Here is a 22,977-nt window from a genome sequence, read left to right as displayed (position 1 = left end):
GCCTTCTCGGCGCGGTTTCGGTCTGGTCGGTGCCGCGCGCGAGGATGGGCCACATGTTCTTGACGAGTGGGTGGATGCGATGCGCCGGGATCCGCCCGGTGGGGCTGTGCCGTTGCACAGGGGAAAGGAGGGTCAGGTGAGCACGCCGCTGTACCAGCTGAAGGCCGAGTTCTTCAAAACCCTCGGGCATCCGGCCCGCATCCGCGTCCTGGAACTGCTGAGCGAGCGCGAGCACGCGGTGGCGGAGATGCTGCCCGAGGTGGGCATCGAGGCAGCACACCTTTCGCAGCAGCTGGCCGTGCTGCGGCGGGCGAACCTGGTGCGGACCCGCAAGGAGGGGTCGAGCGTGTACTACTCGCTCGCCAGCCCGGAGCTGGCGGAACTGCTGCGGGTGGCGCGCTCGATCCTGTCGGGCGTGCTGGCCGGGCAGGCGGAGCTGCTCGCCGACCTGCAGGCGGCCCGGTCGGAGGCGAAGCCGCCGTCGTAGCGACCGTCGGCGGACCGCGGTCGCCGACCCGCACCACCGGGCGGGGTGGTCATGCCCTCTGCCCCTCCGCCGCGACATGGCCGGCTCCCTCGGGCCACACGACCTCGACTTCGATGCCGCTGCTGCGGGCGTAGGCCACGAGATGGGCCGTAGCGTCCCGGGAGTTGGACGGGGAGCCGTCCCAGACGGCCAGCAGCTGGGCACAAGAGCGCAGCAGGGTCTCGTCCGCTCCCACGCAGGCCCCGCGGTCGGCCGGGTCGTACTCCAGCAGCCGCACCTGTTGCGAGAGCAGGAGCAGTTCGCCGGCCGCGGTGCGATCACCCGGCTCCAGTACGTCGGGGACGCCGTTCCGGGAGGGCAGGACCGTCACCAGCGCCAGTCCCGCGGCGCGCGCCGCCCTGCCGAAGGCGACCGGCAGTCCCTGCCCGGCACGCACCAGCCCCGCCTTGCCCGCCCGCGCGAACTCGGCCAGGCGTCGCCGCAGTTCCTCCTCCACCACGGCGAGCATGGGCGTGGTGAGGTCGGGGTGTCCCACGACAGTGATCACTTCAGGCACCTCTCTCCGCACCGCCCGCAGGCCGGTAATAACACCGGGTAGCGTCATTCGACGAAGACGAGGACGCGCTGCCGCCCGCCCGGTCAGCCGATCTTCTCCGGCCGGAAGAACCCGGGCCATGGATCGACCGGACCCGCATCAGAGCTGATCGGTCCTTGTCACAGGTGCGCCGGCCCTGACGCCGGTCACGTGCGCGCCTGGCGGCCCTTTCGGCGAGACCGCCGGACACCGGTGCCGCGGGTTTCCTTCTTCCAGCCTCGTGGGAAGTTCCCCCGCCGGCGCGTAACGTGAGGCACCATGAAGATCCTCATCAGCGCCGACATGGAGGGCGCCACCGGGGTGACCTGGCCCGGCGACGTGCTGCCCGGCGCGCCGCAGTGGGAGCGGTGCCGGCCGATGTTCACCTCCGACGTCAACGCCGCCGTCCTCGGGTTCTTCGACGGCGGCGCCGACGAGGTCCTCATCAACGAGGCCCACTGGAGCATGCGCAACCTGCTCCTGGAGCAGCTCGACGAACGCGCCCAGATGATCACCGGCCGCCACAAGACGCTGTCCATGGTCGAGGGCGTCCAGCACGGTGACGTCGACGGCATCGCCTTCATCGGCTACCACGCGGGCGCCGGCATGGAGGGCGTCCTCGCCCACACCTACCTGCCCAACTCCGTCACCGGGGTCTGGCTGAACGACGTCCGCGCCAGCGAGGGCCTGCTCAACGCGCACGTCGTCGCCGAGTACGGCGTCCCGGTCATCCTGGTCACCGGCGACGACCTGGCCTGCGAGGACGCCCTCGGCTACGCGCCCGAGGCCCGCAAGGTCGCCGTCAAGGACCACGTGTCGAGGTACGCGGCCGTGTGCCGCACGCCCGCCCGGACCGCCGCCGACATCCGGGCCGCCGCCAAGGAAGCGGCCGCGCTCGCGGTGCGCCACGAACCCGTGACCGGTGGACCCTTCACCATCGCCCTGGAGTTCGACGCCGAGCACCTCGCCCTCGCCGCCACCGTCGTCCCCGGCGTGGACCAGGTCGGCGAGCGGAAGGTGGCGTACACCGAGGGAACCATGTACGACGGCATCCGCACCTTCAAGGCGGTCACCACGATCGTCTCGGCCGCGGTGGAGGAGCAGTATGGCTGACCAGCAGGCACTCGACGAGGTCGTCCGGTTCACCTCCGAACTGATCCGGATCGACACCAGCAACTTCGGCGGCGGCGACTGCCGCGAGCGGCCCGCCGCCGAGTACGCGGCCGAGCGGCTCGCGGAAGCCGGCCTGGAGCCGATCCTCCTCGAGCGGACCGCGGGGCGCACCAACGTCGTCACCCGCATCGAGGGCACCGACCCGGCCGCCGACGCGCTGCTTGTCCACGGCCACCTCGACGTCGTACCCGCGCAGGCCGCCGACTGGCGCGTCGACCCCTTCTCCGGGGAGATCCGCGACGGGGTCGTGTGGGGGCGGGGCGCCGTCGACATGAAGAACATGGACGCGATGATCCTGGCCGTGGTCCGGGCCTGGGCGCGGGAAGGGGTGCGGCCGCGGCGGGACATCGTCGTCGCGTTCACCGCCGACGAGGAGGCCAGCGCCGAGGACGGCTCCGGGTTCCTCGCCGACCACCACCCCGAACTGTTCGAGGGCTGCACCGAGGGTGTCAGCGAGTCGGGCGCCTTCACCTTCCACGACGGCACCGGCCGCCGGCTCTACCCCATCGCCGCCGGGGAACGCGGCACGGCCTGGCTCAAGCTCACCGCGCGCGGGCGGGCCGGACACGGCTCCAAGGTCAACACGGAGAACGCGGTCACCCGCCTCGCCGCCGCCGTCACCCGCATCGGCGAGCACCGCTGGCCGCTGCGGCTCACCCCGACGGTCTCCGCCGCCCTCACCGAACTCGCCGTCCTCTACGGCGTCGAACCCGACCTCACGCAGGTCGACCTGCTCCTCGACAAGCTCGGCCCGGCCGCCCTGCTGGTCGAATCCACCGTCCGCAACAGCGCCAACCCGACCATGCTGAACGCCGGTTACAAGGTCAACGTCATCCCCGGCGAGGCCGTCGCCTTCGTCGACGGACGTTACCTGTACGGCACCGAGGACGAGTTCCGCGCCACCCTCGACCGCCTCACCGGCCCCGACGTCGACTGGGAGTTCCACCACCGCGAGGTCGCCCTCCAGGCACCGCTGGACTCGCCGACGTACGCCCGGATGCGGGCCGCCGTGGAGGAGTTCGCCCCCGACGGGCACGTGGTGCCGTACTGCATGTCGGGCGGCACCGACGCGAAGCAGTTCTCCCGGCTGGGCATCACCGGCTACGGTTTCGCCCCGCTCGAGCTCCCCGAGGACCTGGACTACCAGGCCCTGTTCCACGGCGTCGACGAACGCGTCCCCGTCGAGGCCCTGCACTTCGGCGTCCGGGTCCTGGACCGCTTCCTGCGCACGGCATAGCACGGCTCAGTCGAGGAGGAGTGAACGTGGAGACGAAGGCGTACGGCTCGTGGCCCTCGCCCATCGATGCGGCCCTGGCGGCGGCGCACGACGGCTTCGCCGAGTGGGTGGGCTTCGTCGGCGACGAGCCCTGGTGGACCGAGCCCCGGCCGGCCGAGGGCGGCCGCCGGACCCTGGTCCGCGGCGCCACCGGCGAGTCCGTGCTGCCCGCGCCGTGGAACGTGCGCAGCCGGGTCATCGAGTACGGCGGACGGCCCTGGGCCGGTGCCGTACCCGAGGACGACGGTGAACCGCTGCTGGTCTTCGTCCACTTCGACGACCAGCGGCTGTACCTGTACCGGCCCGGCGGGACACCCCGGCCGCTGACCCCGCCCGGACCCCGCTGGGCCGACCCGCAGTTGCTGCTCGACCGGGGCGAGGTCTGGTGCGTTCTGGAGGAGTTCACCGGAGCCGCCCCCACCGACGTGCGCCGGGTGCTCGCCGCCGTACCGCTGGACGGCTCGGCAGCCGGCGACCGGGCCGCGGTCCGTGAACTGACCGACGAACGGCACCGGTTCGTCACCGGGCCGCGCCTCTCGCACGACCGACGCCGGGCCGCCTGGCTCGCCTGGGACCATCCGCGGATGCCGTGGGACGGCACGGAACTGCTGGTCGGCGAGGTCGGCGCCGACGGAACCCTGCACTCGGTCCGCACCGCGGCCGGCGGTCCCACCGAGGCCGTCGCCCAGGTGGAGTGGTCCGTGGACGACCGGCTGCTGTACACGAGCGACCGCAGCGGCTGGTGGAACCTGTACCGTGACGACCAGCCGCTGTGCCCGCGCGAGGAGGAGTTCGCGGGGCCGCTGTGGCGGCTCGGCCAGAACTGGTTCGCGCCGCTGGACAACGGGATGATCGCCGTCCTGCACGGCCGCGGGGCGATGACCCTCGGGATACTCGATCCGGAGACCGGTGAGATCGCCGACGCGGCCGGGCCGTGGACCGAGTTCTCCGCCACCCTCGCCGTGCACGGCACCCGCGTGCTCGCGGTCGGCGCCGGCCCGCGCACCGCCCACGAGGTCGTCGGACTCGACACCGCCTCCGGGCGCGCCCGGGTCGTCGGCACCCCGCACCGGGACGCCGTCGACCCCGCCTACTACCCCGACCCGCAGGTCCGCACCTTCACCGGCCCCGGCGGCCGCGAGGTGCACGCCCACATCCACCCGCCCCACCACCCCGGCCACACCGCCCCCGAGGGCGAGCTGCCGCCCTTCGTCGTCTGGGCGCACGGCGGCCCCACCAGCAGGACACCGCTCGTCCTCGACCTCGCGATCGCCTACTTCACCTCCCGGGGCATCGGGGTCGCCGAGGTCAACTACGGCGGGTCCACCGGGTACGGGAGGGCCTACCGGGAGCGGCTGCGCGAGCAGTGGGGCGTCGTCGACGTCGAGGACTGCGCGGCCGTCGCGCTCGCCCTCGCCGAGGAGGGCAGCGCCGACCGCTCCCGGCTCGCGATCCGCGGCGGCAGCGCCGGCGGCTGGACCGCCGCCGCCTCCCTGACCGGCACCGACGTCTACGCCTGCGGCACCATCTCCTACCCCGTCCTCGACCTCACCAGCTGGGGCGCGGGGGAGACCCACGACTTCGAGTCCCAGTACCTGGAATCCCTGATCGGCCCGCTCGCCGAGGTGCCCGGGCGGTACGTCGAACGGTCGCCCAGCGAGCACGCCGACCGGCTCACCGCGCCCTTCCTGCTGCTCCAGGGGCTGGACGACGTGATCTGCCCGCCCGCGCAGTGCGAACGCTTCCTCGCCCGGCTCGACGGCCGCCCGGTGCCGCACGCGTACCTCACCTTCGCGGGCGAGGGCCACGGCTTCCGGCGGGCGGAGACCCTGGTCCGTGCACTGGAGGCGGAGCTCGCCCTCTACGCTCAGGTGTTCGGGCTGGACGTGCCCGGCATCCCCGAGCTGGAGCTGGCGAAGTGACCGGAGTGACCGGAGAGTGACCGAAGTGACCGAAGTGGCCGGAGTGGCCGAGTTGAGGAGGCCCGCCAGGCTCTCCGCCGGGGCCCGCGTCGCCGTCGTGGCGCCGAGCGGGCCGGTGCTGGAGGACCGGCTCCAGGCCGGTCTCGACATCCTGCGCGGCTGGGACCTCGACCCGGTGGCGGCACCCCACGTGCTCGCCACGGACGGCCAGCTGGGATACCTCGCGGGCTCCGACGCCGAGCGCGCGGCCGACCTCCAGCAGGCCTGGTGCGACCCGTCCGTCTCCGCCGTCCTCTGCGCGCGCGGCGGCTTCGGCGCCCAGCGGCTCGTCGACCTGCTCGACTGGGAGGCGATGCGCGCGGCCGGCCCGAAGGTCTTCGTCGGCTTCAGCGACGCGACCGTGCTGCACGAGGCGTTCGCGACCCGGCTCGGCCTCGCCACCCTGTACGGGCCGGTGGCCGCAGGCGCCGACTTCGTCAAGAGCACCGAGGCACAGGAACACCTGCGGGCCACGCTCTTCGCGCCGGAGACCGTCCGCACCATCCCCTCCCGGGGCGCCGCGCTGGTGGGCGGCCGGGCCACGGGCGTCACCGTCGGCGGCTGCCTGCGGCTGCTCGCCACGGGCGTCGGCACCCCGCACACCCACACCGGTCTGCGCGGCGGCCTGCTCCTGCTGGAGGACGTCGGCGAGGCGCCGTACAGCCTCGACCGCAGCATCACACAGCTGCTGCGGTCCGGCCTGCTCGGCGGCGTCGCCGGGATCCTGCTCGGCTCCTGGGACCGGTGCGGACCCTACGAGCGGCTACGGCCGATGCTCCTCGACCGGCTCGGCGGCCTGGGCGTGCCGGTGCTGGAGGAGTTCGGGTTCGGGCACTGCGAGTCGGCCCTGACCATGCCGCTCGGAGTCGCCGCCGAGCTGGACGCCGACGCGGGCACGCTGACCCTGCTGGAGCCGGCGCTGCGCTGAGAGCCCACCCGCGCCCCCGGCGGCTCCGCGTAGGGTGTCGGGATGCCGCACACCGCTTCCCGCTATCTCGCCGAGGGCCCCCGCGTGGGCATCCGCCACTTCACCTACGAGGACGGCGCCGAGTTCATCGCCCGGGCCCGGGAGAGCAAGGACCTCCATCAGCCCTGGCTGTTCCCGCCCACCACCGACGCGGCCTACGCCGGCTACGCGGGGCGGCTGATCGAGGACCGCAGCAAGGCAGGGTTCCTGGTCTGCGAGAAGGACGCCGACGGCGCCATCGCCGGGTTCATCAACATCAACAACATCGTCGAGGGCGGCTTCCAGTGCGGTGCGCTCGGCTACGGCGTGTTCGCGCACGCGGCCGGGCGCGGCCTGATGAGGGAGGCGATGGGCCTGGTCGTGGACTACGCCTTCGGGCCGATGCGGCTGCACCGGCTGGAGATCAACGCGCAGCCCGGCAACGCCGCGTCCATCGCGCTCGCCCGCGGTGCCGGGTTCCGGCTGGAGGGCTTCTCGCCGAACATGATCTACATCGACGGGGCCTGGCGGGACCACGAACGCTGGGCGATCACGGCGGAGATGCGGACCGCGCGCTGACCTTTGCGCAATCCTGACCGGCAGCTCCCCTGGCCAGCTCACCCGGCGCCCGGTTCCATGGTGATCGTGACGAGGATCCGACGTGAGGTACTGACCCTGCCCGCGGCGGAGTTGGGCCCGGACAACCCGCTGCCGCCGCTCCGCCTCCAGGACGAGATCCACCGCGTCGACGAGCGTGACCGGGAGGACCTGCCGCGGGACATGGCCCGCCGGCTCGGTCATGAACCGCTGCGCAGCCTCCTGCCGGTACGGCTCCGCGACGGCTACGGCAGAACCCGCACACCTCGCGAGTTCGACGCCCTGGTGATCGAGAACGACCGCCTCCGCGCCACCGTCCTGCCCGGCCTCGGCGGCCGCGTCGTCTCCCTCGTCCACCTGGCAGCCGGCCGCGAACTCCTGTACCGCAACCCGGTGTTCCAGCCCGCGAACCTCGCCCTCAACGGCGCCTGGTACGCCGGTGGCATCGAGTGGAACATCGGCGCCACCGGCCACACCACCCTCTCCTGCGCCCCGCTCCACGCGGCCCGCGTCCCCGCCCCCGACGGCGGCGAGATGCTCCGGCTGTGGGAGTGGGAACGCCTGCGCGACCTGCCTTTCCAGGTCGACCTGTGGCTGCCGGACGGCTCCGACTTCCTGTACGCCGGTGTCCGCGTCCGCAACCCGCACGAACACCCGGTGCCCGGCTACTGGTGGTCCAACACGGCCGTACCGGAGGACCGCAGGATCGTCGCCCCGGCCGAGCACGCCTTGGAGTTCGGGCCCGAGCGCCGACTGCACCGGGTGCCCGTTCCGGATCACGGCGCCCAACCCCCGTACCCGGCCGACTGGTTCTACGACATCCCGGACGGCCGGCGCCGCTGGATCGCCGCGCTGGACGCCGACGGCCACGGCCTGGTGCAGACCTCCACCGACGAACTGCTCGGCCGGAAGCAGTTCGTGTGGGGGTCGGGGCCCGGAGGCCGGCGCTGGCAGGAGTGGCTCTGCGGACCCGGCACCGGCGGCTACCGCGAGATCCAGGCCGGACTGACCCGCACCCAGCTGGAGCACGTCCGCCTCGACGCGGAGAGCGAGGTGTCCTGGCTGGAGGCGTACGGCCCCCTGTCGGCGGCATCGCCGGAGAACGTCGAGGAGCGGCTCGAACTCGCCCTGCCGCGAGGCGAGCTGGACGCCGCCCACGCCGCATGGAGGCCGTACGCCGACACCGAACCCGGTGAACCCCTCGCCACCGGCTCCGGCTGGGGCGCCCTCGAAGTGCTGCGCGCCGGCTGGAAGCTGCCCGGCACGCCGTTCCCCGAGCCCACGCTCACCGAGGAACAGGCGCCCTGGCGGGAACTGCTGCGCACCGGCACGCTGCCCGAGCCCCGCCGGGTGCGGCCGCCAGGACCGACCCTGGTCGCCCCGCACTGGCGGGACATGCTGGAGACCGCCCCCGCCACCCCGCACACCGAGTACCACCTGGGCGTCGCCCAGTGGCACGCCGGCGACCGCGCCCAGGCCGTCCGCAGCTGGGAGCGGGCCCTTCCGCTCGCCCCGTCGCTCTGGCCGCTGCTGCGCTGCCTCGCCGTCGCAGACCAGGAGCACGGTCAGCACGAGCGGGCCGCGGAACGCTACGCCGACGCCTTCGACGACCTGTGCCGGGAGCGCCGCGACGACGGCGAGACCTGGACGGCGGCCTGCGCGGCACTCGGCCGCGAGGCCGTCGAGGCGCTGCTGCGGGTACGGCGGACCGCGGACGCCCGTGCCGTGTGGGAGGCGCTGCTGCCCGCGATCCGGGAGCGCGGCCGGTTCCGGCTCCTGGAGGCGGAGCTGCTGCTCGCGGAGGGACGGCCGGCCGCGGCCCGGGCCGTCTTCGACGCCGGGTTCGAGGTGGCCGACCTGCGGGAGGGGTCGGACGCGCTCGGCCGGCTGTGGGCGCGGCTCGGGGACGAGCCGCTGCCCGCCCGGTACGACTTCCGGATGCGGCCGCAGGGCCTGTGACCGGCCCCGCTGCGGTCCCGGTTCAGCCCCGGTGCTGGTCCACGTACTCGAACAGCGAGCCGTCCGGGTGCATCGCGAGCAGGTTGCGGCCGGCGGGCGTGGCCACCGGGCCCGCGAGGATGCGGGCGCCGAGGTCGTCCAGCAGCCGGTGGGCCGCGTCGACGTCCTGCACCGCGATCGTCGCGGCCACCTTGCGCAGCACCTCCAGCTCCGCCTCCGGCCCGCTCATCAGGAGGAACGAGCCCACCGCGGCGACCTGGACGCCGCCGCGTTCGAATCGCTGCGCTCTGCCGCCGGAGAGGCGTTCGTAGAACGGGATCGCGGTATCGAGGTCGTCGACGCAGATGCGCAGAGAGGCGCCCAGAATCTCCATGGGCACGAGCCTAGTTGCCGCGGGCCGGGATGGTGTCACCCCCGGTGATCTCCTGTTACGGCAATTCCCCTCCGGGTACCCGCACTCCATGGAACACCTGGATCATCTCGAACATCTGGACAAGGATCTCGTCGACGAGCTGGCACAGGTCGCGCGCGAGACCGTACGGGACGAACTGCGCGAGCAGGGCCGCAAGCGGCGGCGGGCCGCCATGCTGTACGGCGCGTCCGGCGCGGTCGCCCTGTACGCCGGGGCCGCCGTGGCGCTGGCCGTGGGGCTGGCGTGGGCGATCCTGCTGCCGGCGTGGGCCGCGGCGCTGGTCACCGCGGTGATCCTGGGCGGGGTGGCCTACGCGCTGCGCGAGGCGGGACGGCCGAAGAGGCCGCACGCACCGCACCGGGTGATCGGAGGGACGGCGCCCGGGGCACCGCCCAGTGGGATGGGGATGCCGTACCCGCCGATTCCGGCGGAGCCGCCGAATGTCCCGGGCATGCCGGGTGCGGATCCGGAGTCGCCGCATCACCGGGGCTGACGAGGAGCGCCGCATGCGTCTCGGTAGTGGTCCGGTGCGGCCCGGCGGGGGCTGCTCGCGCAGTTCCCCGCGCCCCTGACGGGGCGCTTTCAGCAGGCGGCGTTTCAGAGTCTTGCCTACGGTTACGTGGGTGGCCCTGGACCCCGTCGTATCCCCGGAGGCGCACCGTGAGTCGTCGACCCCGGATCGTGATCGTCGGCGCCGGGTTCGCCGGGTATCGCGCGGCCCGCACGCTCGCACGCTCGGCCAGGGGGCGCGCCGAGATCACCCTGCTGAACCCCACCGACTACTTCCTGTACCTGCCCCTGCTGCCCCAGGTCGCTGCCGGGATCCTCGATCCCCGGCGGATCGCTGTCCCGCTGTCCGGTGCCCTCCACGGGGTGCGGACCGTGCTGGGGGAGGCCGGCCGGATCGACCTCGACGGGCAGACCGTGCACTACACCGACCCCGAGGGCGCCGTCGGCAGCCTCGGCTACGAGCGGCTGCTGCTGACCGTGGGCAGCGTCAACAAGCTGTTGCCCATCCCCGGCGTGGCCGAGCACGCGCACGGCTTCAGGGGGCTGCCGGAGGCGCTCTATCTCCGGGACCACGTGATCCGGCAGATCGAGCTGGCCGCCGTCGCCCCGGACGCCGCTCTCGCCGCCGCGCGGTGCACCTTCGTCGTGGTCGGTGCCGGGTACACCGGGACCGAGGTCGCCGCCCAGATGCGCATGCTCACCGTCGACCTGGCCCGCCGCAACCGCCTGCCGCACGGCGTGCGGCCGCGCTGGCTGCTGCTGGACGTGGCACCCCGGGTACTGCCCGGGATGGACGAGAAGCTGTCCCGCACCGCCGACCGGGTGCTGCGCCGGCGCGGGGTCGAGGTGCGCATGGGCACCTCCGTGAAGGAGGCCACCCGGGACGGGGTGCTGCTCTCCGACGGGGAGTTCGTCGCGTCCCGGACCCTCGTGTGGTGCGTCGGCGTACGGCCCGACCCGCTCGTGGAGGGCACCGGGCAGCCCCTGGAGAAGGGGCGGCTGATCGTCGATCCGTACCTCCAGGTGCCCGGCTGCGCCGACGTGTTCGCCTGCGGGGATGCCGCCGCGGTGCCCGACCTCGCCAACCCCGGCGCGTTCACGCCGATGACCGCGCAGCACGCCTGGCGGCAGGGCCGGGTGGCCGGCGAGAACGTGGCCGCCTCGCTCGGCCTCGGACGGCGCCGGCGTCCCTACCGCCATCGCGACCTGGGGTTCGTCGTCGACCTCGGCGGCGTGCAGGCCGCCGCCGACCCGCTCGGGGTATCCCTGTCCGGGCCGCTCGCGGGGCTGGTGACCCGCGGCTACCACCTCGCGGCCATGCCCGGGGGCCGGGCCCGGGTCGCCGCCGACTGGCTGCTCGACGCCGTACTGCCGCGCCAGGGCGTCCAGTTGGGCCTCGTGCGGTCCTGGTCGGTGCCGCTGGACACGGCCTCGCCCGAGCTGCCGAAGGCCCCCGAACCCGTCACGGACCATCCTCCGGAAGGAGCCTCATGAACACCGCCGAACTCGTCGAACTCGCCCAGCAGTTGCGTGTGGACAGCGTGCGGGCGGCCGCCGCGGCCGAGTCCGGGCACCCGACCTCGTCGATGTCCGCCGCCGACCTGATGGCGGTCCTGCTCGCCCACCACCTGCGCTACGACTTCGAGCGGCCCGACCACCCCGGCAACGACCGCTTCGTCCTCTCCAAGGGCCACGCCTCGCCGCTGCTGTACGCCGCCTACAAGGCGGCCGGCGCCATCGACGACGCCGAACTGCTCACCTTCCGCAAGCTCGGCAGCCACCTCGAGGGACACCCCACACCGCGCCGCCTGCCGTGGGTGGAGACCGCCACCGGCTCCCTCGGCCAGGGCCTGCCGGTCGGCGTCGGCATCGCGCTGTCCGGGAAACGCCTCGAGCACGGCCGCTACCGGGTCTGGGTGCTGTGCGGGGACAGCGAACTGGCGGAGGGCTCCGTGTGGGAGGCCGCCGAGCACGCCGGGTACGAGCACCTCGACAACCTGACCGCGATCGTGGACGTCAACCGGCTCGGCCAGCGCGGCCCCACCCGGCACGGCCACGACCTCGACGCCTACGCCCGCCGCTTCCAGGCCTTCGGCTGGCACACCGTGGAGATCGACGGGCACGACGTGGACGCCATCGACCGTGCCTACGGCGAGGCCGCCTCCACCGCCGGACAGCCCACCGTGATCCTCGCCCGCACCCGCAAGGGCCGCGGCGTCGCCGCCGTCGAGGACCGCGAGGGCATGCACGGCAAGCCGCTGCCGGACGCCGAGGAGGCCGTCGCCGAACTGGGCGGACTCCGCGACGTCCGGGTCCACGTGCAGGAGCCGCCGGCCGCCCGCGCACTGCACTCGGTGCCCACCGGTGCGCTCGAACTCCCGCGCTACGACAAGGGGGAAGAGGTCCCCACCCGGGACGCCTTCGGCAAGGCGCTCGTCGCGCTGGGCCACGCCCGCGCCGACGTCGTCGCGCTGGACGGCGAGGTCGGCGACTCCACCCGCACCGAGCTCTTCGGCAAGGAACACCCCGACCGCTACTTCGAGTTCTACATCGCCGAACAGCAACTCGTGGCCGGTGCCGTCGGCATGGCCGCCCGCGGCTGGGTGCCGTACGCCTCGACCTTCGCCGCCTTCCTCAGCAGGGCCTACGACTTCGTGCGGATGGCCTCCGTCAGCGGCAGCGGGATCAACCTGGTCGGCTCGCACGCGGGCGTGGCCATCGGGCAGGACGGGCCCTCCCAGATGGGCCTGGAGGACCTGGCGATGTTCCGCTCGGTGTACGACTCGACCGTGCTCTACCCGTGCGACGCCAACCAGACCGCCAAGCTCGTCGCCACCATGGCCGGGCTCGACGGCATCCGCTACCTGCGCACCTCGCGCGGGGCGAGCCCGGTGATCTACGGCCCGGACGAGGAGTTCCCGGTCGGCGGCAGCAAGGTGCTGCGCTCCTCCGAGGAGGACCGGCTGACCGTGGTCGCCGCCGGAGTCACCCTGCACGAGGCGCTGAAGGCCGCCGACGCGCTCGCCGAGGACGGCATCCGGATCCGGGTCGTCGACCTCTACTCCGTGAAGCCCGTCGACCGGCAGACGCTGCGCACCGCCGCCGAGGAGACCGGCTGTCTGCTCACCGTCGAGGACCATCACGAGGAGGGCGGGCTCGGCGACGCGGTCGCGGAGGCGTTCGCCGACGGCAGGCCGGTGCCGCGGCTGGTGCGGCTCGCCGTGCGCACCATGCCGGGTTCGGCCGCTCCCGACCAGCAGCTGCACGCCGCGGGGATCGACGCCGACTCCATCGCGGCGGCCGGGCGGCTGCTCGTCGAGGAGGCGGTCGTGCGATGACCCCGGACGAGGTGCGGCCGGTACGGGCGGGCCGCCGGACGGTGCCCACGCACCGGCCCGACAAGGTGCTCTTCCCCGGCGACGGAGGCGGCGACGGTGCCGCCAAGGAGTACACCAAGGCCGACCTCGTCGACTACTACAAGTCCGTCGCGCCGTACCTGCTCCCGCACCTGCGCGGGCGGCCGCTGATGCTGGAGCGGTACCCCGACGGTCTGGACGGCCCCCGGTTCATGCAGAAGAACGCCCCGGACCACTATCCGGACTGGATCGAGCGGGCCGAGGTCGCCAAGGAGGACGGCACCGTCACCCACGTGGTCTGCGGCGACACCGCCACCCTCGTGTACCTCGCCGACCAGGCCTGTCTCACCCTGCACCGCTGGCTCTCCCGCACCACCGCGCCCGACCGTCCCGACCTGCTGGTCCTCGACCTGGACCCGCCCGGCACGGACTTCGCCCCGGTGCGGGAGGCCGCCCGCTGGGCCGGTGACCTGCTCGACCGGCTCGGCCTGCCGGCGGCACCCATGACCACCGGCTCCCGGGGCCTGCACCTGGTCGTGCCGCTGAACGGCCGCCACGCATTCGACGAGGTCCGCGCCTTCGCCCGGGACCTGGCCGCCCTGCTCGCCGACGAGCACCCCGACCGGCTCACCACCGCTGTCCGCAAGGACGAGCGCGGCGACCGGCTCTTCCTCGACATGGGGCGCAACGCCTACGCCCAGACCGCGGTGGCCCCCTACACCGTGCGGGCCAGGCCCGGCGCCCCCGTCGCCGTGCCGATCACCTGGGACCAGCTCGCCGACCCCGCCCTGGACGCCCGGCGCTGGACCGTCGCCGACGCCGTCGACCAGGCCCGGACCGCACCGTGGGCGGACATTCCCGCCCGGGGCCGGGCGCTCGGTCCGGCCCGGCGGCGGCTCGACGCGCTGCGCAGGGCATCCGGCTGACTGCGCCGTGTGACGGCCGGTTGTGAAGGTTTGACCGGGAAACCTGCGGCCACTCGGACCGAGAGGTGGCCATGACGAACACAAACGACACGTCTCAGACGCAGGATTCACGCAAGGAACGCAAACGCGACGACGGACCCGACGCGGCACCGGACCGGCCGAGCCCCATGGAGGTACTGCGCCAGGCGCGCGCCCAGCTCGCGGAGCTCACCGGTATGGCCGCCGAATCCGTGTCGTCCTTCGAACAGACCGATGACGGATGGGCGTTGGTGATCGAAGTCCTGGAACTGCCCAGGGTGCCCGACACCATGAGCCTGATGGCGAGCTACCAGGTCGAACTCGACCCGCAGGGACAGCTCACCGGCTACCGGCGCGTCAGCCGCTACGAACGCGGGCGTGCCGACCCGCACAGGCCCGGCGGCCGCTAGGCCGCCCACCGGCGCCCACGGACAGGCACCACGCCAAGGAGGTTGGAACGGCATGACCGTTGTACCGGCACAGCAGACCGGCGGAGGGGGCAGCAGTGGCCTCTACGACGTGCTCGAACTGGTCCTCGACAGGGGGCTCGTCATTGACGCGTTCGTCCGGGTCTCCCTGGTCGGCATCGAGATCCTGAAGATCGACATACGGGTCGTCGTCGCCAGCGTCGACACCTATCTGCGCTTCGCGGAGGCCTGCAACCGGCTCGACCTGGAGTCGGGCCCGCACAAGGACCCCGGCCTGCCCGACATCGTCGGCGAGGTCACGGAGTCCGGCGCCCGGGGCAAGTCGAAGGGCGCGCTCTCCGGCGCCGCCCAGACGATCTCGGACGCCTTCCAGCAGGCCCGCGACGAGCACTCGGGCTCGGGTGAGACCGAGTCCCGGCCGCGCGCCCGCAAGGCCCCGGCCCGCCGCAAGGAGAGGGAGGAGCAGGAGTGAGTACGTACGTCTACGGCATCACGACCGCCGCACATCCCACCCTGCCCGAGGGCATGGACGGGGTCGGCGATCCGCCCCGCCGGGTGCGGGTGCTCACGGAGGGTGACCTGGCCGCCGTGGTCAGCGATGCCCCCGAGGGGCTCCGGCCCAAGCGCCGGGACCTGCTCGCCCACCAGAACGTGCTGGCGGAGGCGGGGGGCGGTGGCTGCGTGCTGCCCATGCGGTTCGGCAGCGTGGCCCCGGACGACGACGCCGTCACCGGCGTCCTCGCCGAACGCGCCGACCACTACCGGGAGCGGCTGCGCACCCTCGACGGCAAGGTCGAGTACAACGTCAAGGCCAGCCATGTCGAAGAGGCCGTGCTGCACCGCGTGATGTCCGAGAACCCCGAGCTGCGCGCCCTGGCCGAGGCCAACCGGAAGGCGGGCGGCGGGAGTTACGAGAGCCGGCTGCGCCTCGGCGAGCTGGTGGTGGGCGCCGTGCAGGCCCGCGAGGCCCAGGACGCGGCCGAGGTGCGGCAGGCGCTCGAACCCGAGGCCGCCGCCGTCGGCGTGGGGCCCGAATCCACCGGATGGCTCGTCAACGTGTCCTTCCTGGTGGACCGGGACTCCGCGGAGACGTTCCTGGCCGGTGTCGAGCGGCTGCGCAAGAGCCACCCGCACCTCGACCTGAGCGTCAACGGGCCGCTCCCGCCGTACAGCTTCGTCGAACCGGGTCCCGCCGAGCCGGCGGTCAGTACGGCCGGCCGGGCCGAGACGTAGCCGGCGAGGACGGGAACCAGAAGGAGCAGGCACCCATGGGACTGGTCAAGGAGCTGCTGCTACTGCCCTTCGCGCCCGTGCGCGGCAGCGCCTGGGTCATCGAGCAGGTGGTGCAGGAGGCGGAGCGGATCTACTACGACCCCGCCTCGATCCGGGCCGAACTGGCGCGGCTGGAAGAGCTGTTGGAAGCCGGCGAGATCGACGAGGAGGAGTTCGACCAGGCCGAGGACGAACTTCTCGACCGGCTGGAGATCGCCCTGCGCAAAGACGCGGGGCACGGCAATGGGATGCATACATGAACCGCATGGGACTGGGCCTCGCGATCGGGGCCGGATACCTGCTGGGCCGTACCAAGAAACTGAAAATGGCCGTCGCCGTCGGGTCGTTGGTGGCCGGCAAGCGGCTGAACCTGACCCCGAAGGCGCTGCTCGACCTGGCCAACCAGCAACTGCGCGACAACCCGCAGTTCAAGGAGATCGGGGACCAGCTGCGCCAAGACCTGCGCGGGGTCGGCAAGGCCGCGTCCGGCGCCATGGTCGAACGGCAGCTGGACGCCTTCGCCGACCGGCTGCACGGCCGTACCAGCGAGGTGCGCGACCAGCTGGCGGGTGTCGTGCCCGACACCGGCGACGTCGGTCTCGGCGGCGGGGACGACGACGAGGAACCGCGGGAGCAGGCCGGGGACGACGGCGAGGAGCGGTCCGAGCGGAAGGCATCGGACCGCGATGACCGGTCCGACCGGAAGGCACCGGACCGGTCGGGTCCCGACCGGAAGGCACCCGCGAAGAAGGCGGCCGAGAAGCCGCCGGCCAAGAAGGCGGCCGCGAAGAAGGCGTCCGCCGGCAAGCCGCCGGCCAGGAAGGCGCCGGCGAAGAAGGCCGCGCAGGGCCGGGCGGCCGCCAAGAAGACGGCCGGCCAGGCCCGGGCGAAGGGAGGCGGTGACCGATGAACACCGGACCGCTCGGCGAGGCGGCCCGCTCCGAGGCCGCGGACCGCCTGAAGGCAGAACTGCAGGAATACCTCACCGCTCAGACCGAGCGCCTGCTCGTGGGCGCCGGGCGCAAGCTCGGCGAGGCCACCGGCAAGCTCAACGACATCGCCGAGGGCAACAGCCCCGGCTTCGGCAAGCTCGCCCTCGACGCCGGACGCAAGGTCGCCGAGGGCAAGGGCCCGGTGCGCTCCGCACTGGAGCTCGGCCTGTCGCACGCCAAGGACACCGTCATGGACAAGGTGAAGGAACTGGGGGGCGGCAAGGGCAAAGGCAAGGGCAAGAGCAGCGGCCAGAAGCCGACCGTCATCATCGAGTCGGTCGACGTCGGCGTGCCGGTGCGCACCGCCTACGACCAGTGGACCCGCTTCCAGGACTTCAGCACCTTCGCCAAGGGCGTCAAGAGCGCCAGCCGTGCCGACGACACCTCGTCGGACTGGCAGGGCAAGATCTGGTGGTCCAGCCGCAGCTGGAAGGGGAGCACGGTCGAGCAGGTCCCGGACTACAAGATCCAGTGGCAGACCCAGGGTGCCAAGGGCACTCACAAGGGCGTCGTCACCTTCCACCGGCTCGACGACAACCTCACTCGCGTGCTGCTGGTGATCGAGTACTACCCCAGCGGGTTCTTCGAGAAGACCGCCAACATCTGGCGCGCCCCCGGTCGCCGGGTCCGGCTCGATCTCAAGCACTACGCCCGCCACATCACCATCAAGGGCGAGGTGGACGACGGCTGGCGCGGCGAGATCCGCGACGGCGAGGTCGTCCGCAGCCACGAGGACGTGGTGGCCGAGGAGGAAGAGGAGAACGAGGCTCCGGGCGAGGAGTCGGGCGAGGAGTCGTACGAGGGCGAGGAGCCCTACGACGAGGCGGAGGACGCCGAGCAGGGGGAGGATGAGGAGTACCGGGACGAGGAGGAACCCGAAGAGGAGCCCGAGGACGAGGGCGAGGAGGAGCCCGAGGACGAGTACGAGGACTCGGAGGACACCGAGGACGAGGACCAGGCCGAGGAAGAGCCCGAGGACGAGTACGAGGCCGAGGAAGAGGACCAGGACGAGTACGCCGGTTCCGGGAGTCGTCGATGACGATGGCCGGTCGGCTGCCCGAGCCCTACGGACGTGACGGCGGGGGTGCCAACCTCGCCGACATCCTGGAGCGCGTCCTGGACAAGGGCATCGTCATCGCCGGGGACATCAGGATCAACCTGCTCGACATCGAACTGCTCACCATCAAGCTCCGCCTGGTCGTCGCCTCCGTCGACCGGGCGAAGGAGATGGGCATCGACTGGTGGGAACACGACCCGGAGCTGTCCACCCGCGCCCGGCGCGACCAGCTCACCCGGGAGAACCACGAGCTGCGGGAGCGGCTGGCCGCCCTGGAGGCACTGGAGGCCGGCCGCGGGCAGCGCCAGGAGGAGGACAGATGACCGCACAGGGCGGGCTCCGGTACGTGTACGCCGTCTGCCGTCCGTTCGAGGCAGCTCTCCAGGCCCAGCTCAGCGGTGTGGGCGGGAGCCCGCCGGGGTTGCTCAGGCACCACGGTCTGGTCGCCGTCGTCAGCACGGTCCCCGAGAGCGACTTCGCCGAGGAGCCGCTGCGCGACCACCTGGAGGACCTGGACTGGCTGGCCGCGACCGCCCGCGCCCACCAGGGCGTGATCGACGCGCTCACCACGGTCACCACGCCGCTGCCGCTCCGGCTGGCCACGGTCTTCCGGGACGACAGCGGCGTACGGACCATGATGGAGGCCCGCGAGGCCGACTTCCTGCACGTCCTCGACCGGCTGGAAGGGCGGGTCGAGTGGGGCGTGAAGCTGTACGTCGACCCGCCCGAGCAGGCGCCCGCGCCCGCCGGCAGGCCCGCCAGCGGACGGGACTACCTGCGGCAGCGGCGGATGAGCACGCGTGCGCACGAGGACAAATGGCGGGCCGCCGAGGAATTCGCGCACACACTGCACGAGCGGCTTTCCCGGCACGCCGAGGATTCCCGGCTGCACCCGCCGCAGAATGCCGCCCTTTCCGGGGTGTCCGGACAGAACCTGCTCAACGCCGCTTATCTGGTGTCCCGCGCCGATTCCGAGGAATTCGTGGAACTGGTCGACCGGACGAAGGACGAGGCGCCGGACATACGGGTGGAACTGACCGGTCCCTGGGCGGCCTACTCCTTCACCGAGCCGGTGGAAGCGGAGGGGCAGCGGTGACCGTCGTCGAACGCCGTGAGGTCGCCCTGGTGGACCTGCTCGACCGGCTGCTGGCCGGCGGGGTCGTCATCACCGGCGACGTCACCCTGCGCATCGCGGACGTCGACCTCGTGCGCATCGACCTCAACGCGCTGATCAGCTCGGTCAACGCCCAAGTTCCGGCACCCTGGGGGGAGCAGACGTGAGCGAGCACCGCAACCGGCTGGACCTCGAACCGGACACGGTGGAGCGTGATCTGGTGAAACTCGTGCTGACCGTGGTGGAGCTGCTGCGCCAGCTGATGGAACGGCAGGCGCTGCGCCGCTTCGACACCGGGGACCTCACCGAACAGCAGGAGGAGCGCATCGGGCTCACCCTGATGCTCCTGGAGGACCGGATGGCCGAGCTGCGCGACCGCTACGGACTGCGGCCCGAGGACCTGAACCTGGACCTCGGGCCGCTGGGACCGCTGCTGCCGCGGGAGTGACGCCGCCACGGCGGGTGGCGTCACCACCTGTACCAGCGGCCCCTGCCACCGGCGCCGGTCGTGCCCCGGACCAGGAATCCGAGAAGCCAGATCACCAGTACGGCGAGCGCGATCCACCAGAGTATTTTCACCGCGAACCCGGCCCCGAAGAGAATCAGGACCAGAAGCAGCACCAGCAGGATGGGAACCATGGTGTGAACCTCCTGTGAAGCGGGTTTCCCGAAACCCGCGAAACAGGCTCACTTACGGCAGAGAATTTCTCCGTGCAGTACGGCGAACCAGCCGTCCTCCCGGCCCGCCCACTCCCGCCAGGCCGCCGAGACCGCCGCCAGCTGCTCCGTCGTCGCGTGACCGCCCTCGGTGGCCCGCTCGGCATAGGCGGAGGCGACCGTACGGTCCGCCCACAGCCCGCCCCACCAGGCCCGTTCCTCGTCCGTGCTGTACGTCCAGGTCCCGGAGGTGGCCGTGATCTCGGTCAGCCCCGCCGCCAGCGCCCAGGACCGCAGCCGCCGCCCGGCGTCCGGCTCGCCCCCGTTGGCGCGGGCCACCCGCCGGTACAGCTCCAGCCAGTCGTCCAGTCCCGGCACCGCCGGGTACCAGGTCATCGCCGCGTAGTCCGAGTCGCGTACGGCGATGAAACCGCCCGGCTTGGTGACCCGGCGCATCTCGCGCAGCGCCTGCACCGGGTCGCCCACGTGCTGGAGCACCTGGTGGGCGTGGACCACGCAGAAGGTGTCGTCCGGGTAGTCCAGCGCGTGCACGTCGGCGACCGCGAAGTCCACGTTCGTCAGCCCGCGCCCGGCGGCCGTCGCGCGGGCCTGCTCCAGGATGCCCGGCGCGTGGTCGACGCCGGTCACATGGCCGTCGGGGACCAGCTCGGCCAGGTCGGCGGTGATCGTTCCCGGTCCGCAGCCGATGTCCAGGATCTGCATGTGGGGCTTGAGCGAACCGAGCAGATAGGCGGCGGAGTTGGCGGCGGTGCGCCAGGTGTGGGAACGCAGTACCGACTCGTGGTGACCGTGCGTGTAGACGGCGGTCTCCTGTGGCTTCGACATGGCTCAACCCCTTCGCGTCACACCGGCGGACAGGGCCGGACGGCCCCGTCCCGCGGTATCCGCAACGCTACGCTCGCATGTCGAATGATGAGACCCGCGTTTTATGATGTGGACTGACGTGCCGTCAGTGCGGGCGGTAGACGGTCAGCGCCGCCGGCAGCTTGTCCACCCGCACCTCGCCCTTCACGTCGATGACCTCACCGTCGTACGCCAACGGGGTACCGGTCTTGAGGCCGGTGAGCCGCAGCCGGCGCACCCGTACCTCCGCGTGCGCGGGGGAGCGGCTCAGCGCGCCCGCGACGGCCGCCGACAGCAGGCGCAGCGCCGGATGCCGGCCGCCGTGCACCACCCGCACGTCCAGCAGCCCGTCCGCCAGGTCGGTGCGGCGGCCCGGGGTCACGCCCATCCGGTGGTAGACGCAGTTGCCGACGAACAGCAGCCACAACGGGTGCGCCGAGCCGCCGAGTTCGACCTCCAGCGGATGCTGGTCGGTGCGCAGCACGCGCGCCGCCGCCAGCACCTCGGCGGCCCGGCCGCCGAGGCGGTGCGCCCAGCGTTCCCGCTCGCGCACCAGCTCCGGGTACACGCCGAGACTCAGCGTGTTGAGGAAGATGCCCTCCCGGTCGTCGCTGGTGAAGCGGCCCACGTCCACCCGGACCGCCTCGCCCTCGCGCACCGCGCGGCCCAGTCCCCGGCCGTCCTCCACGCTCAGGTCGTAGGCGAAGTGGTTGAGGGTGCCGCCGGGCAGCACCGCGAGCGGCAGGCCGTGGTGCAGCGCGGTCCGCGCCGCCACGTTCACGGTGCCGTCGCCGCCGCACACGCCGAGCGCCTGCGCGCGCAGCGCAGCCTTCTCCAGCTCGGCGGTCACCTCCTCCGGTTCGCACTCCACCAGCTCGGCCTTCGGCAGCTCGTCGCGCAGTGCCCGGACCCGGTCCGCACTGCCCGAAGCCCGGTTGGCCACCACCACGAGGCCCTCCCCGTCGGGCAGCGCCGGCGCGTGGGCACGCGGCTTGGGCAGCGGACCGATCTGCGCCCGGGTCGGCACCAGCCGCCGTACGACGAACGCGGCACCCACGCCCAGGGCCGCGCCCGCCACCACGTCGCTCGGGAAATGGACACCCGTGTAGACCCGGGACATCGCCACGGAGAACGCCACCGGCGCCACCACCGCGCCCCACCCCGGGGACTCCAGGGCGACGCCGGCCGCGAACGCCGCCGCCGACGCGGCGTGACCGGACGGGAAGGAGGTCGTGATCGGCTGCCGCTTGAGGTGCCGTACGGCGGGCACCGGGTCCAGGGCCGGGCGCGTCCTGCGCACCGACCGCTTGCCGAGGGTGTTGATGGTCAGGGAGGCGAGGGTCAGCGAGGCCAGGCCGCGGGCGGCGGCCCGGCGGGCCCGGGGCGTGCGGGACGCGGCCACCGCGGCCGCCGTCGCGAACCACAGCACACCGTGGTTGGCGCTCCGGCTCAGCCGGGGCAGGACCGGCTCGGCGAGCGGCCAGTTCCGCTGGGCGGCGATCTCGAACAGCCTGCTGTCGAGGGCGAGCAGCCGGTCGCGCAGGGCGTGCCGGCCGGGCTTCGGGACGGTGAGGTCGACGTCTGGGCTCATGCCGGTGCGGTTACCCTGAAGTGGCACTTTCCTGCCGGCCCGCGGTGCGGACGGGTGAGCCGAGTGAGAGGAACCCCTGGATGCGCCTGCTCCTCATACGGCACGGGCAGACCCCCACCAACGTCGACTTCCTCCTCGACACCGCGGTACCGGGTCCCGGTCTGACCGCCCTCGGCGAGCAGCAGGCGGCGGCCCTCCCCGGAGCCCTCGCCGACGAGGACATCGAGGCCCTCTACGTCTCCACCCTCACCCGCACCCAGCTCACCGCCGCCCCGCTGGCGGCCGCCCGGGGGCTCGAGCCGGTCGTCCGCGACGGCATCCGCGAGGTCTTCGCCGGCGACCTGGAGATGCTGCCCGGCCACTCCGAGCGGGGCGAGGAGTACATGCGGACCGTGTTCGCGTGGGCGGCCGGGGACACCGCGCCGCGCATACCCGGCGGGGAGAGCGGGGACGAGGTCCTGGGCCGCTACGACGCGGTGGTCGCCGAGGCCGCCGCGAGCGGTGCCGGGACGGTCGCCATGGTCAGCCACGGCGCCGTGATCCGCCTGTGGACCGCGGCCCGCGCCGACAACGTCGACGTCCCCTACGCCGCCTCCCGCCCCCTCGGCAACACGGGCGTGGTGATCCTGGAGGGCTCCCCGTCCGACGGCTGGAAGGCACTGTCCTGGGAGGGCGCCGTCGTGGAACCGGCGGGGGCGAGCGGGCCTGCGGGGGAGCCGGTGCAGTAGGGCCGCGAGGTATCCCGGGTGCGGGTGCGTCGTGGTTGCTCGCGCAGTTCCCCGCGCCCCTTTCAGGAGCGTCCACGCG

At 73.0% G+C, this 22,977-nt stretch carries 27 protein-coding genes; 22 read left to right on the top strand and 5 right to left on the bottom strand.

Annotation, left to right across the window (positions count from 1 at the left end; translation table 11 throughout):
- Positions 1 to 136: 136 nt before the first annotated feature.
- Positions 137 to 487 (top strand): ArsR/SmtB family transcription factor, encoded by a 351-nt coding sequence (locus ACZ63F_RS34790; protein ID WP_390034433.1) that lies wholly within the window; start codon positions 137 to 139, stop codon positions 485 to 487.
- Between the two features lie 49 nt (positions 488 to 536).
- Here ACZ63F_RS34790 and ACZ63F_RS34785 read toward each other — a convergent pair whose 3' ends face one another.
- A complete protein-coding gene (locus ACZ63F_RS34785; RefSeq protein WP_469717309.1) occupies positions 537 to 1,034 on the bottom strand; it encodes a hypothetical protein in 498 nt (165 codons plus the stop codon).
- Positions 1,035 to 1,340: 306 nt separating this feature from the next.
- On the opposite strand from ACZ63F_RS34785, the gene ACZ63F_RS34780 reads away from it, so the two are divergent.
- Genes ACZ63F_RS34780 through ACZ63F_RS34755 form a run of 6 tightly spaced genes read left to right on the top strand, consistent with a single transcriptional unit; the run spans position 1,341 to position 8,973 of the window.
- Positions 1,341 to 2,174, top strand: a complete 834-nt coding sequence (locus ACZ63F_RS34780) for a M55 family metallopeptidase (RefSeq protein ID WP_469717307.1) — start codon at positions 1,341 to 1,343, stop codon at positions 2,172 to 2,174.
- The gene (locus tag ACZ63F_RS34775) at positions 2,167 to 3,471 is read left to right on the top strand and encodes a M20/M25/M40 family metallo-hydrolase (protein ID WP_469717305.1); all 1,305 of its coding nucleotides are present in this window, start codon (positions 2,167 to 2,169) and stop codon (positions 3,469 to 3,471) included. The genes ACZ63F_RS34780 and ACZ63F_RS34775 overlap by 8 nt, the downstream gene beginning before the upstream one ends.
- 26 nt (positions 3,472 to 3,497) lie before the next feature.
- On the top strand, positions 3,498 to 5,432 hold the full coding sequence (locus ACZ63F_RS34770; protein ID WP_469717303.1) for a S9 family peptidase: 1,935 nt from the start codon (positions 3,498 to 3,500) through the stop codon (positions 5,430 to 5,432).
- A 43-nt stretch (positions 5,433 to 5,475) separates the two neighbouring features.
- Entirely contained in the window at positions 5,476 to 6,399 is a 924-nt protein-coding gene (locus ACZ63F_RS34765) for a S66 peptidase family protein (protein ID WP_469717447.1), read from the top strand.
- Between the two features lie 42 nt (positions 6,400 to 6,441).
- Positions 6,442 to 6,996 (top strand): GNAT family N-acetyltransferase, encoded by a 555-nt coding sequence (locus ACZ63F_RS34760; RefSeq protein WP_352362606.1) that lies wholly within the window; start codon positions 6,442 to 6,444, stop codon positions 6,994 to 6,996.
- 57 nt (positions 6,997 to 7,053) lie between these two features.
- A complete protein-coding gene (locus ACZ63F_RS34755; RefSeq protein ID WP_469717301.1) occupies positions 7,054 to 8,973 on the top strand; it encodes a DUF5107 domain-containing protein in 1,920 nt (639 codons plus the stop codon).
- 22 nt (positions 8,974 to 8,995) lie between these two features.
- Here the strand turns inward: ACZ63F_RS34755 and ACZ63F_RS34750 are convergent, their stop codons facing one another.
- Positions 8,996 to 9,346 carry a VOC family protein gene (locus ACZ63F_RS34750; RefSeq protein ID WP_352362602.1) on the bottom strand — a complete coding sequence of 117 codons (351 nt, stop codon included), beginning with the start codon at positions 9,344 to 9,346 and terminating at the stop codon, positions 8,996 to 8,998.
- Between the two features lie 88 nt (positions 9,347 to 9,434).
- On the opposite strand from ACZ63F_RS34750, the gene ACZ63F_RS34745 reads away from it, so the two are divergent.
- The 14 genes from ACZ63F_RS34745 (at position 9,435) to ACZ63F_RS34680 (ending at position 19,506) form a co-directional block, all read left to right on the top strand.
- Positions 9,435 to 9,878 (top strand): phage holin family protein, encoded by a 444-nt coding sequence (locus ACZ63F_RS34745; RefSeq protein ID WP_469717299.1) that lies wholly within the window; start codon positions 9,435 to 9,437, stop codon positions 9,876 to 9,878.
- A 167-nt stretch (positions 9,879 to 10,045) separates the two neighbouring features.
- Positions 10,046 to 11,389 (top strand): NAD(P)/FAD-dependent oxidoreductase, encoded by a 1,344-nt coding sequence (locus ACZ63F_RS34740; protein ID WP_469717297.1) that lies wholly within the window; start codon positions 10,046 to 10,048, stop codon positions 11,387 to 11,389.
- Positions 11,386 to 13,233 carry a transketolase gene (locus ACZ63F_RS34735; RefSeq protein ID WP_469717295.1) on the top strand — a complete coding sequence of 616 codons (1,848 nt, stop codon included), beginning with the start codon at positions 11,386 to 11,388 and terminating at the stop codon, positions 13,231 to 13,233. The genes ACZ63F_RS34740 and ACZ63F_RS34735 overlap by 4 nt, the downstream gene beginning before the upstream one ends.
- A complete protein-coding gene (gene ligD, locus ACZ63F_RS34730) occupies positions 13,230 to 14,177 on the top strand; it encodes a non-homologous end-joining DNA ligase (protein WP_469717293.1) in 948 nt (315 codons plus the stop codon). Before ACZ63F_RS34735 ends, ligD begins: the two co-directional genes overlap by 4 nt.
- A gap of 71 nt (positions 14,178 to 14,248) precedes the next feature.
- Positions 14,249 to 14,605, top strand: a complete 357-nt coding sequence (locus ACZ63F_RS34725) for a gas vesicle protein GvpO (protein ID WP_469717291.1) — start codon at positions 14,249 to 14,251, stop codon at positions 14,603 to 14,605.
- Between the two features lie 52 nt (positions 14,606 to 14,657).
- A complete protein-coding gene (locus ACZ63F_RS34720) occupies positions 14,658 to 15,095 on the top strand; it encodes a gas vesicle structural protein GvpA (RefSeq protein WP_351959909.1) in 438 nt (145 codons plus the stop codon).
- Entirely contained in the window at positions 15,092 to 15,856 is a 765-nt protein-coding gene (locus tag ACZ63F_RS34715; protein WP_352362590.1) for a GvpL/GvpF family gas vesicle protein, read from the top strand. The genes ACZ63F_RS34720 and ACZ63F_RS34715 overlap by 4 nt, the downstream gene beginning before the upstream one ends.
- Before the next feature lie 35 nt (positions 15,857 to 15,891).
- Complete coding sequence (locus ACZ63F_RS34710; RefSeq protein ID WP_351959907.1) at positions 15,892 to 16,155, top strand: gas vesicle protein GvpG; 264 nt, start codon at positions 15,892 to 15,894, stop codon at positions 16,153 to 16,155.
- The gene (locus tag ACZ63F_RS34705; RefSeq protein WP_469717288.1) at positions 16,152 to 16,805 is read left to right on the top strand and encodes a DNA primase; all 654 of its coding nucleotides are present in this window, start codon (positions 16,152 to 16,154) and stop codon (positions 16,803 to 16,805) included. Before ACZ63F_RS34710 ends, ACZ63F_RS34705 begins: the two co-directional genes overlap by 4 nt.
- Positions 16,802 to 17,926 (top strand): SRPBCC family protein, encoded by a 1,125-nt coding sequence (locus tag ACZ63F_RS34700; RefSeq protein ID WP_469717286.1) that lies wholly within the window; start codon positions 16,802 to 16,804, stop codon positions 17,924 to 17,926. Before ACZ63F_RS34705 ends, ACZ63F_RS34700 begins: the two co-directional genes overlap by 4 nt.
- Positions 17,923 to 18,267, top strand: a complete 345-nt coding sequence (locus tag ACZ63F_RS34695) for a gas vesicle protein (RefSeq protein ID WP_352362582.1) — start codon at positions 17,923 to 17,925, stop codon at positions 18,265 to 18,267. The genes ACZ63F_RS34700 and ACZ63F_RS34695 overlap by 4 nt, the downstream gene beginning before the upstream one ends.
- Positions 18,264 to 19,040 (top strand): GvpL/GvpF family gas vesicle protein, encoded by a 777-nt coding sequence (locus tag ACZ63F_RS34690; RefSeq protein WP_469717284.1) that lies wholly within the window; start codon positions 18,264 to 18,266, stop codon positions 19,038 to 19,040. The genes ACZ63F_RS34695 and ACZ63F_RS34690 overlap by 4 nt, the downstream gene beginning before the upstream one ends.
- Positions 19,037 to 19,225 carry a gas vesicle protein gene (locus ACZ63F_RS34685; RefSeq protein WP_351959902.1) on the top strand — a complete coding sequence of 63 codons (189 nt, stop codon included), beginning with the start codon at positions 19,037 to 19,039 and terminating at the stop codon, positions 19,223 to 19,225. The genes ACZ63F_RS34690 and ACZ63F_RS34685 overlap by 4 nt, the downstream gene beginning before the upstream one ends.
- Positions 19,222 to 19,506, top strand: coding sequence for a gas vesicle protein K (locus tag ACZ63F_RS34680; RefSeq protein WP_181806592.1), 285 nt, complete (start codon positions 19,222 to 19,224; stop codon positions 19,504 to 19,506). The genes ACZ63F_RS34685 and ACZ63F_RS34680 overlap by 4 nt, the downstream gene beginning before the upstream one ends.
- Positions 19,507 to 19,526: 20 nt before the next feature.
- Here ACZ63F_RS34680 and ACZ63F_RS34675 read toward each other — a convergent pair whose 3' ends face one another.
- The 3 genes from ACZ63F_RS34675 to ACZ63F_RS34665 form a co-directional block, all read right to left on the bottom strand.
- A complete protein-coding gene (locus tag ACZ63F_RS34675; protein ID WP_293994494.1) occupies positions 19,527 to 19,697 on the bottom strand; it encodes a hydrophobic protein in 171 nt (56 codons plus the stop codon).
- Between the two features lie 48 nt (positions 19,698 to 19,745).
- Complete coding sequence (locus ACZ63F_RS34670) at positions 19,746 to 20,561, bottom strand: class I SAM-dependent methyltransferase (protein WP_469717281.1); 816 nt, start codon at positions 20,559 to 20,561, stop codon at positions 19,746 to 19,748.
- 124 nt (positions 20,562 to 20,685) lie between these two features.
- Positions 20,686 to 22,170, bottom strand: coding sequence for a phosphatase PAP2 family protein (locus ACZ63F_RS34665; protein WP_469717279.1), 1,485 nt, complete (start codon positions 22,168 to 22,170; stop codon positions 20,686 to 20,688).
- Positions 22,171 to 22,250: 80 nt separating this feature from the next.
- On the opposite strand from ACZ63F_RS34665, the gene ACZ63F_RS34660 reads away from it, so the two are divergent.
- Positions 22,251 to 22,898, top strand: a complete 648-nt coding sequence (locus ACZ63F_RS34660) for a histidine phosphatase family protein (protein ID WP_469717277.1) — start codon at positions 22,251 to 22,253, stop codon at positions 22,896 to 22,898.
- The last annotated feature ends 79 nt before the right edge of the window (positions 22,899 to 22,977 follow it).

This window comes from Streptomyces sp. NPDC104761 (genome assembly GCF_055583445.1).
Note: the sequence above shows the minus strand (reverse complement) of the source record. Positions and strands in the feature narration are given on the sequence as shown.